At 67.7% G+C, this 9,744-nt stretch carries 8 protein-coding genes; 6 read left to right on the forward strand and 2 right to left on the reverse strand.

Features of this window, described 5'->3' with window-relative positions; translation table 11 throughout:
- Positions 1-29: 29 nt before the first annotated feature.
- Complete coding sequence (locus BMX43_RS12485) at positions 30-2,036, reverse strand: sigma-54-dependent Fis family transcriptional regulator (RefSeq protein ID WP_091301837.1); 2,007 nt, start codon at positions 2,034-2,036, stop codon at positions 30-32.
- 448 nt (positions 2,037-2,484) lie between these two features.
- Between BMX43_RS12485 and BMX43_RS12490 the strand changes: the two genes are divergently transcribed.
- A complete protein-coding gene (locus tag BMX43_RS12490; protein WP_091301839.1) occupies positions 2,485-3,717 on the forward strand; it encodes a CobW family GTP-binding protein in 1,233 nt (410 codons plus the stop codon).
- A 6-nt stretch (positions 3,718-3,723) separates the two neighbouring features.
- On the opposite strand, the gene BMX43_RS12495 is transcribed toward BMX43_RS12490, so the two are convergent.
- Positions 3,724-4,329 (reverse strand): LuxR family transcriptional regulator, encoded by a 606-nt coding sequence (locus BMX43_RS12495; protein WP_217643962.1) that lies wholly within the window; start codon positions 4,327-4,329, stop codon positions 3,724-3,726.
- Positions 4,330-4,412: 83 nt separating this feature from the next.
- Between BMX43_RS12495 and BMX43_RS12500 the strand changes: the two genes are divergently transcribed.
- From BMX43_RS12500 to BMX43_RS12520, 5 genes are all read left to right on the forward strand, one after another.
- Complete coding sequence (locus tag BMX43_RS12500) at positions 4,413-5,579, forward strand: thiolase domain-containing protein (RefSeq protein WP_091301893.1); 1,167 nt, start codon at positions 4,413-4,415, stop codon at positions 5,577-5,579.
- A gap of 26 nt (positions 5,580-5,605) precedes the next feature.
- Complete coding sequence (locus BMX43_RS12505) at positions 5,606-7,108, forward strand: class I adenylate-forming enzyme family protein (protein WP_091301842.1); 1,503 nt, start codon at positions 5,606-5,608, stop codon at positions 7,106-7,108.
- Positions 7,108-8,394 (forward strand): RNA polymerase factor sigma-54, encoded by a 1,287-nt coding sequence (locus tag BMX43_RS12510; protein ID WP_091301844.1) that lies wholly within the window; start codon positions 7,108-7,110, stop codon positions 8,392-8,394. Before BMX43_RS12505 ends, BMX43_RS12510 begins: the two co-directional genes overlap by 1 nt.
- 23 nt (positions 8,395-8,417) lie before the next feature.
- Complete coding sequence (locus tag BMX43_RS12515; RefSeq protein WP_091301846.1) at positions 8,418-9,125, forward strand: CoA transferase subunit A; 708 nt, start codon at positions 8,418-8,420, stop codon at positions 9,123-9,125.
- A gap of 35 nt (positions 9,126-9,160) precedes the next feature.
- Positions 9,161-9,744: 3-oxoacid CoA-transferase subunit B (locus tag BMX43_RS12520; RefSeq protein ID WP_091300242.1), on the forward strand; the 584-nt coding region annotated here is incomplete at its 3' end.

The raw sequence follows: 9,744 nt of genomic DNA on the forward strand, positions 1-9,744 counted from the left end.
TATGGGCGGCGCCCCCTGCGGGGCGCCGGTCAGCCCTGCGCCGCGCGCAGGATCGCCACGCTTTCCTTCAGCCCGAACCTGTCGAGCTTGGTGTAAAGCGTGCTTTTGGCGATGCCCAGATCGCGAGCGACCGTAGTCAGGTTGCCCTGATGCGCCCGAACTGCCTGCATGATCGCCTCGCGCTCGGCCAGTTCCAGCGGGCTGATCCCGGCATCGGCCGGGCGCAGATCATCGGCAGGGGGTGGCACTGCATCGCACAGATCGGGCGGCAGATGCGCGACCTGCAGCACATCGCCCTCGCAGATCAGCAGCGCCCCTTCCAGAACATTGCGCAACTCGCGGATATTGCCCGGCCAGTCGTGCCGCTCCAGTACGTCCAGCACGCCGTCCCCGATCTTCGGCGCCTCTACCCCATAGCGCAGCGCGATCTGCGCCAGCAGATGTTCGGCCAGCAGCCCCAGATCCGCGATCCGCTCGCGCAGCGCCGGAAGCTGCAGCACCGTCACCGCAATGCGATAGAACAGGTCCATGCGGAACCGCCCCTCCTGCACCTCGGCCTTCAGATCACGGTTGGTCGCGGCGATCAGCCGGAAACGCACCTTGCGCGGGCGGGTTTCCCCGATGCGATACACTTCGCCGGTTTCCAGCACGCGCAGCAGATGCGGTTGCAGATCCAGCGGCATCTCGCCGATCTCGTCCAGAAACAGCGTGCCGCCATCCGCCGCTTCCAGCTTGCCGATCATGCCGCCGCGCCGGGCGCCGGTAAAGGCGCCCTCGGCATAGCCGAACAGCTCGCTTGTCAGCAATTCGCGCGAAAATCCCCCACAATTCACCGCCATCAGCGGCCCTTTCGGGTCGCGGCCCATCTCGTGGAAGGCATGGGCGAAGGCATCCTTGCCCACCCCGGTTTCCCCCAGCAACAGCACCGGCGCCGGGCTGCGCGCCAGTTGCCGTGCACGCTGCACCGCCGCCTGATAGCGCGGGGCCTGCCCGATCAGCCGGCTGAACGCATCGGTATTGCCATGCAGCGCCACCGGCGCCTCGCGCAGCGCAGCCCGGCGCAAGGGCGCGCTGTGATCCGGCAATACCAGGATCGAGCCAAGCCGCTCGTCCCCGACGAGAACCGGCTCGATCCAGTTCTGGTCGATCCAGTCGGGCATCTTTTCCGGCTCCAGCCGCCCCGCGCGCCACGGCAGCGTCAGATCGCGGATCGCCTGCGCCGGGTCTTGCCGCAGCTTGGCCAGCCGCGTCATCAGATCGGCGGCCCGGTCATTGGCCTTGACCGCGCGCCCGTGCCGGTCGAACACGATCAGCCCGTCGCGCCCCGCCTTGCCCAGCCGTTCCAGATAGTGATCCAGCAGGCGATAGCGCAGGTTCATCTCGCGCCGCGCCAGCCGGTTCTCGATCCGGCCCGCCGCCGCCACCGCCAGTGCAAGGCTGTGGCGGCTATAGCTGTCGCTGAGCCCCGAAATGTCGATGGCGCCCAGCACGCTCTGGTTCATCGGATCGCGGATGACACTGGCCGAACAGGACCAGCGCTTGATGCCGGAACAGAAATGTTCCGCCGAATGGATCTGGATCGGCTGGCCGATCTCCAGCGCCGTGCCGATGGCATTGGTGCCGCAGACGGCCTCACTCCAGCTTGCGCCGGGCATCAGATGGATGTTTTCGGCCGGATCGCGCAGCGAACTGTCGCCCTCCACCGTCAGCACCACGCCCGCCGCATCGGTCAGCACCATCACCGTGCCGGTTTCCGACAGGAACTCTCGCGCCGAGGCCATGACCGTGGCGCTGGCCTCCACCAGCTCGGCGCTGCTTTCCAGCACGCCATGCAGCGCATCGTCCCGCATCGGTGGCGGCGCCTGATCGCGCGCCGGATCGACAGCACCATGACAGCGCCGCCAGGAATCGTCGATCAGACGGCGCAGCGCATCCGAGCCCGGCTCGCCACCGTCCAGAAAACGTTCCCAGGATGTCATCACCTGCCGGTCATTCTCGGGACGCGAGAATGTCTGGCGCAAGGCTGTTCCGGGCATTGCGGCTCCCCCCATATGTGCGGTGCTGCGGCTGGACAGCATCGCTCCGGCACCCCCTCCCCAGGACGGCATCCGGCGCGATCCGTGTGTTGCCGCGGCAGCACCCGCACCTTTTTCCCTTGTCACAGTTTAACATTCTTTGCCGGTTCAGCCATGTGTTTTGCGGATAGGGCAAATACGCAGCCCGCCAGACCACAGGGTGCCCCCCCGGCAAGCCGCGCCGCGCCGGGACGCCGGGCACGGGTACAGCCGGTGGGGGGCAACCGCGCCACAAGTCCCCGGTCCGCGCCTCTGGCATCGGGCGGCCGGAAACCGGACGCCCCACCCTACCCCAGCGTCCGGTTTTCGGACGGCCCCTTTCCTGCCCCCGGCGCAAGCCCCTGTTCCGCCCGGCGCGCGCCCTTGGAAAGAAACCTGCTTCTCCCTGGGGCACAGATGGAGGACACCGATGCCCGCAGCCACACCGCCCGCCGCCCTGACCCATGCTCTTGCCCGCCAGAACGCCCCCGGACGGGTGCCCGTTACCCTGCTGACCGGCTTTCTGGGCGCGGGCAAGACCACGCTGCTCAACCGTCTGATAGCCTCGGCGGACATGGCGACAGCGGCGGTGTTCATCAATGAATTCGGCGAAGTGGGTATAGATCACCATCTGGTGGAGCGAATCGATGATGCGCTGGTGATCCTTGATTCGGGCTGCCTTTGCTGCACCGTGCAGGGCGACCTGATCGCCGAGTTGAAGCGCCTGCATGACCGCATGGCACGGCGCGACATCCCGCCCGTGTCGCGTGTGGTGATCGAGACGACGGGCCTTGCCGATCCGGCGCCCGTCGTGCGCGCCCTGATGGAGGATCGGTTCGTGGCGGCCCGCTTCCGCTGTGACGGCATCGTGACCGTGGTCGATTGCGCCCATGCCGAGGCAGAGCTGGCCCGCCACCGCGAGGCGCGGGTGCAGGTCAGCATGGCCGACCGGATCGTGCTGTCGAAAACCGATCAGGCAGACCGCGCCGGACGCGCGGCACTGGACCGGCGGCTGGCCGGGCTGAACCCCGCCGCTCCGCGCCTGTCCACCGACGAAGCCGCCGCCATGCCAGAGCGGCTGTTCGGCGGTGGGGTCTATGCGACGGAAGAGCCGCCGCAGGATCTGGGCGGCTGGCTGGGGGATGTGGTCTGGGACGCTGCGCCCCCTGCCCCGCTGCACGGCCCCCATACGGGTCGCGTGCGCAGTTTCACCGTGCCGCTGGGCGGGCCTGTGCCATGGCGCGGCTTTGCCCTGCGGATCGGCGAGATTCTGAGCCGTTGGGAAGGCCCGCTGCTGCGTCTGAAAGGCATCGTTGCGGTCGAAGGGATCACGCTGCCGACCGCCATCCAATGCGTGCAGGCCACCGCCTATGCCCCGGTGCGGCTGGACGCCTGGCCCAACGCCGGGCCACTGGCGACACGGCAAGGCGCGCTGGTCTTCATCGGCGAGGATCTGGGCGCGGCAGATGAGGCGGCGATCCGCGCCCTGCTGGCCGATCTGCCCGCCGACCGCCCGGCGCTGCGTCAGGCTGCGGCGTTGCCCGGCTTGCCCACCCGGACCTGGCTGTCGGAACGGATGCCCCTCGCGCAACGCCTGCCGCTGGTGGCCGAAGCCTTTCTCGTGCAGCCGCGCTTTCTGGGGGACATGCAGCGCAGGGCCTGACCCCGCTCAGGACACCACGATGATCTTGGAGACAAGCTCGGCCGTGTTGCGCGCGCCGAGCTTCTTCATCAGCCGGGCGCGATGCACCTCGACCGTGCGATGCGAGATGCCCAGTTCCAGCGCGATTTCCTTGCAGGTGCGCCCGTTCACCACATGGCGCGCGATTTCCTGTTCCCGCGCGGTCAGGTCCACCGAACGTTCGCCACGATCTTCGGCCCGCTCGAACGCCCAGATCGTCAGGGCGAACGGGTCTTGCGGCGTCAGCGTCACGCCACGCGCCCGCATCCAGCAGATCGTGCCGTCGGCAATCTGCATGAAACGCTGATCCTCATATCCGGGGTGGCTGGCCAGCCATTTTTCGGCCCGCGCGCCGATCAGGCTGAAATCGGCCTGACTGGAATAGAGCAACCGGGCCGACTGCCCCACCATCGCCGCCGCATCATAGCCGAACAGGCGCTGCGCCGCGTCATTGGCCTGCACGATCTGCCGATGCGCAAGGATCAGTTGCGCGATCGGAGAGGACTGAAAGCCGCGTTCGGCAAGGCTGGGGGCGGGTTGGGTCATGCGGGCAGTATAGCGCGGCGGGCGGTGCTGCGGGATACGTATCCGCATACGTAGTATCACGGATACGTAGTCCTACGGATAGCCCGGCCCCGCCCCATTGCGGCAGGATGCGCGCAAATGAGGAGGACAGCATGACCGGCATTCATATCGTGGGCAGCGGCCACACGGCCTTTGGCCGTTTCGATGCGCGCAGTCTGGAAGACCTGATCGTCGAGGCAACGCGGGAAGCGCTGGCCGAAGCCGGGCTGACCGGCGCCGATATCGACGCTGTCTATCTGGCGCATTTCAACGCGGGCATGGCCAGCGACGGCTTTGCGTCTTCGCTGGTGCATCAGGCCGATGACGGGCTGCGCTTCAAGCCTGCCACGCGGGTCGAAAACGCCTGCGCCTCGGGATCTGGTGCACTTCACGCCGGGATGAACGCGATCCGCGCCGGGCAGGCCAAACGCGTGCTGGTGGTGGGTGTCGAGAAGATGACCCATCGCAGCACGGCCGAGGTGACGGCGGCCTTGGGCAGCGCCGGGTATCAGGGCGATCCGGCCGAGGCCGGGCTCAGCTTTCCGCAGGTCTTTGCGCTGGCGGCCCGCGCCTATGCCGAACGCTACAGCGACCCGATGGAAGCCATGGCGCGGATCGCGGCCAAGAACCACGCCAATGCGCTGGCCAATCCGCTGGCCCAGATGCGCCGCGAGATGAGTTTCGAGGCCTGCAATACAGTGACCGAGAAGAACCCGCTGATCGCGCCGCCGCTGCGCCTGTCGGATTGTTCGCTGATTTCCGACGGCGCGGCGGCGGTGGTGCTGAGCGCCGATCCGGCGGCCCATGCCCGCAGCGCCCATATCCGCGCGGCGGTGCATCTGTCGGATTTCCTGCCGATGTCGCGCCGTGACCTGCTGGCGTTCGAGGGGCCGAAACGCGCTGTGGCGCAGGCCTATGCGCAGGCGGGCGTCACCGTGGCCGATATCGGCTTTGCCGAGGTGCATGACTGTTTCACCATCGCCGAACTGCTGATGTACGAGGCGCTTGGCCTGTGCGCCCCCGGCACGGGCGCGTCTGTGCTGGAGGATGGCAGCGTCTATCGTGGCGGGCGGCTGCCGGTGAACCTGTCGGGCGGGCTGAAGGCCAAGGGCCACCCGGTGGGCGCAACCGGCGTGTCGATGCACGCGCTGGCCTTCCGGCAATTGACCGGCACGGCAGGCGACATCCAGACCCCCGATCCGCGTCTGGGGGTGGTGGTCAATATGGGTGGCGCCGCGGTGGCCAACTATGCCACCGTGATGGAGACGGGGCGCGGCTGACCCAGGCGCGCTGCGGGGAGGAGAGGATGAACCTGGCCAACTGGCTTGCGGCAACCGCCCGGAGGTTGCCCGATGCGCCCGCGATCTTCGCTGGCGAACGGCTGCACGCCACCTATGGCGGCTTTGCCGCCCGCGCCGCCAGTTTGGCCGCCGACCTGCAATCCCGCTTCGGGCTGCAGATGGGCGACCGCGTGGCGCTGTTTCTGCGCAACGGGCCGGACTATCTGGAGCTTCTCTATGCGATCTGGTGGTTTGGCGGCGTGGCAGTGCCGGTGAATGCCAAGCTCCACCCCGACGAGTTGAGCTGGATCCTGTCGGACAGCGGCGCGCGGTTGGTGATCTGCGATACGCCGCAACCGGCCCCCACCGGCTGCACCGCGCTGGTGCTGGCCGATCTGGCGCCCTGCGCGGCAGACGGCGCCGCCCCGCCCGCCGATCTGCCGCCCGAGGCGCTGGCCTGGCTGTTCTACACCTCTGGCACCACTGGACGACCCAAGGGCGTGATGCTCAGCCACGACAACCTGCGCGCCATGGCGCTCAGCTATGCGCTGGATGTAGACAGACCCGCCGCCGACCAGACCGCGCTTTATGCGGCGCCGATGTCGCATGGCGCCGGGCTTTACAACCTGATCTTCGTGCGGCTGGGCGCACAGCATGTGATCCCAGCCTCGGGCGGGTTCGATCCGGCCGAGATCGAAACTCTGGCCGCGCGGTTTGACAATCTGGTGATGTTCGCCGCCCCCACGATGATCAAGCGCATGACCGACCACGCCCGCCAGTCGGGTTTTGACGGCAGCGGCATCCGCACCCTGATTTATGGCGGTGGGCCGATGTATGCGCAGGGTCTGGCCGAGGCGCGGGCGCAATTCGGCGACCGTTTCGCGCAGATCTACGGGCAAGGCGAAAGCCCGATGACGATCACCGCGCTGCACCGCGACATGCTGGCCGACCATAGCCAACCCAATGCCGCCGCCCGCCACGCCTCGGTCGGTGTGGCGATGAGCGTGGTGGAGGTGCGGGTGGCCGATGCGGCGGGCCAGCCGCTGCCCGCCGGCGTGCCGGGCGAAATCCTCGTGCGCGGGGCGACGGTGATGCGCGGCTACTGGAACGCCCCCGAAGCCACCGCCTGCGCCCTGCAAGACGGCTGGCTGCGCACCGGCGACATCGGCAGCTTCGATGCCGACGGCTTTCTGACGCTGACCGACCGCTGCAAGGATTTGATCATCTCGGGCGGCTCCAACATCTACCCGCGCGAGGTGGAAGAGGTGCTGGCGCGGCACCCCGCGGTCAGCGAGGTTGCGGTGATCGGCGCCCCCGATGCGGAATGGGGCGAGAGTGTCGTGGCCTTCATCGTCGCCCGCCCCGATCACAGCCCCGACCCACAGGAGTTGGCCGACTGGTGCCGCGCCCGTATCGCCGCCTTCAAGAAGCCCCGCCGCGTCATCTTCTGCACCGATCTGCCGAAGAACAGCTATGGCAAGGTGTTGAAAACCGAATTGCGCGCGCGACTGCGCGCCGGGGGGGCGTGATGGGCAATGCGATGGGCCTGCATCTGGTACAAAAGCCCGCACAGCGGATGACCCAGATCCTGCAACAGGCAATCAACCTGCTGCACCTGAGCAATGCCGACCTGAGTGGGCTGCTGATCGAAGAGGCCGCGCGCAACCCCGCCCTGCGGCTGACGCTGCCACTGCCGGACGAACTGCCCGCCCCACGCCGAATCTGGCGCGCGCCCGCCGTGCTGGCCGGGGCCGAGCCGTTCAACGCCGATGCCTTCGCCGCGCAGGCGACAGGGCTTTATGGCCATGTCACCACCCAGATCGGTCTGCTGTTTTCCGACCCGCAGGATCGCCAGATCGCCATGGTCTTTGCCGAGGCGCTGGAACCCTCAGGCTGGCTGGGCGACAGCGTGACCGATCTCGCCCGCGCCGCCCGCTGCAGCCACGACACGGCCGAACGCGTGCTGCTGGTGCTGCAAACCATGGAACCAACAGGGCTTTTCGCCCGATCCCTGTCGGAATGTCTGGGCCTGCAACTGGCGGACCGGGGCGCGCTGGATGCGCCGATGCAGCGGCTGCTGGACAACCTGCCCGCATTGGGGCGCGGTGACACCGTGGCGCTGATGCAGCGCTGCGGCGTCGATGCCCCCACCCTGGGGCGGATGGTGGCGCTGCTGCGCAGCCTCGACCCCAAGCCCGGCACCCAGTTCGACACCAGCCCAGACCTGCGCCGCGCCCCAGATCTGGTACTGTCGCGCGATGCGCAGGGCGGGTGGCAAGTGGCCCTGAACCGGGCCAGCACGCCCGAAATCCGCGTGGATGATCTGGCCCCGGCCAGCAAGGAGGCGCGCACCACCGCGCACTGGCTGGAGCGGACCCTGTCGCGGCGCAACCAGATCATCCTGCGCGTGGCCGCCCACGCGGTTGCCCATCAGCAGGCGTTCCTCGATCATGGTCCCGTCCATCTGCGCCCGCTGACCTGCGGCGCGGTGGCCGCCGCGCTTGGGCTGCACGAAACCACGGTCGGGCGCATTCGCAGCGGGCTGTTGATCCAGACCCCGCAGCGCGTCCTGCCCCTGCGCGCCCTCTTCGGTCGCGGCCGGGTGGCCCAGCCCGGCAAGGCCACATTGGCGGGCGAGGCGGTGGCGGCACTGATCGGCACGATGATCGCCGCCGAAGACCCGGCCTGCCCGTTGTCCGATGACCAGTTGGTCCAGGCGCTGGCCGCGCGCGGCGTCACGGTTTCGCGGCGCACCCTGACCAACTGGCGCAACCGGGCCGGCCACCCCGGCGCCGCACACCGCAAGCGGCCCTGATGGCCGACAGAAACGGAGTATCCATGAAAAAGATCTACGGCAGTGCATCGGAGGCCCTGGATGGCCTTTTGTTTGACGGCATGACGATGGCGGCCGGGGGGTTCGGGCTGTGCGGCATCCCGGAGCTGCTGATTGCGGCGATCCGTGATGCGGGCACGAAAGACATCACCATCGCATCGAACAATTGCGGGGTGGATGATTTCGGGCTGGGGATCTTGCTGAAGACCCGGCAGATCAAGAAGATGATCTCCTCCTATGTCGGCGAGAATGCCGAATTCATGCGCCAGTATCTGAGCGGCGAGCTGGAGCTGGAGTTCAACCCGCAGGGCACGCTGGCCGAGCGGATGCGGGCGGGGGGGGCCGGGATCGCGGGCTTCTACACCCGTACCGGCGTCGGCACGGTGATTGCCGAGGGCAAGGAGACAAAGGTCTTCAACGGGCAAGAGCATATCCTCGAGACCGGGCTGGTGATGGATCTGGCGATCGTCAAGGCCTGGAAGGCCGACCCGTCGGGCAACCTGGTGTTCCGCAAGACGGCGCGCAATTTCAACGCCCCGGCAGCGACCTGCGGCAAGATCTGCGTGGCCGAGGTGGAGGAGATCGTGCCGCTGGGCGCGCTGGACCCCGACGCGATCCATCTGCCGGGTATCTATGTGCACCGCATCGTGCAGGGCCCGCATGAAAAACGCATCGAACAGCGGACCACCCGCAAACGCGAACCGGCCCTGTAAGGCCGATCATCGCAAGCAGGAACAGGAGAAAGACCATGTGGGACCGCAATCAGATGGCGGCACGCGCCGCGCAAGAGCTTCAGGATGGATGGTATGTCAACCTCGGCATCGGGATTCCGACGCTGGTGTCGAACTATATCCCCGAAGGTGTTAACGTAACCTTGCAGTCGGAAAACGGCATGCTGGGCATGGGCCCCTTCCCTTACGAGGGCGAGGAAGACCCCGATCTGATCAACGCCGGCAAGCAGACGATCACCGAACTGCCGCAGACCGCCTATTTCGACAGCGCCCAGAGCTTCGCAATGATCCGCGGCGGCAAGATCGCCATGGCGATCCTCGGCGCGATGGAGGTCTCGGAAACCGGCGATCTGGCGAACTGGATGATCCCGGGCAAACTGGTCAAGGGCATGGGCGGCGCGATGGACCTTGTGGCGGGCGTGGGCCGCGTGGTGGTGGTGATGGATCACACCTCGAAACACGGTGAAAGCAAGGTGCTGCACGCCTGCACCCTGCCGCTGACCGGCCGCGCGGTGGTGGACCGCATCATCACCAACCTCGGCGTGCTGGATGTGGTGGAGGGCGGACTGAAGATCGTCGAACTGGCAGATGGCGTCACCGA

It is taken from the genome of Gemmobacter aquatilis (assembly GCF_900110025.1).
Taxonomy (GTDB): Bacteria; Pseudomonadota; Alphaproteobacteria; order Rhodobacterales; family Rhodobacteraceae; genus Gemmobacter; species Gemmobacter aquatilis.

What these genes read in the sequence shown, in the direction of transcription:
- BMX43_RS12490 (WP_091301839.1), top strand. Translation starts at nt 2,485, where the DNA reads ATGCCCGCAGCCACACCGCCCGCCGCCCTGACCCATGCTCTTGCCCGC.
- BMX43_RS12515 (WP_091301846.1), top strand. Translation starts at nt 8,418, where the DNA reads ATGAAAAAGATCTACGGCAGTGCATCGGAGGCCCTGGATGGCCTTTTG.
- BMX43_RS12505 (WP_091301842.1), top strand. Translation starts at nt 5,606, where the DNA reads ATGAACCTGGCCAACTGGCTTGCGGCAACCGCCCGGAGGTTGCCCGAT.
- BMX43_RS12495 (WP_217643962.1), bottom strand. Translation starts at nt 4,329, where the DNA reads ATGCGGATACGTATCCCGCAGCACCGCCCGCCGCGCTATACTGCCCGC.
- BMX43_RS12500 (WP_091301893.1), top strand. Translation starts at nt 4,413, where the DNA reads ATGACCGGCATTCATATCGTGGGCAGCGGCCACACGGCCTTTGGCCGT.
- BMX43_RS12485 (WP_091301837.1), bottom strand. Translation starts at nt 2,036, where the DNA reads ATGCCCGGAACAGCCTTGCGCCAGACATTCTCGCGTCCCGAGAATGAC.
- BMX43_RS12510 (WP_091301844.1), top strand. Translation starts at nt 7,108, where the DNA reads ATGGGCAATGCGATGGGCCTGCATCTGGTACAAAAGCCCGCACAGCGG.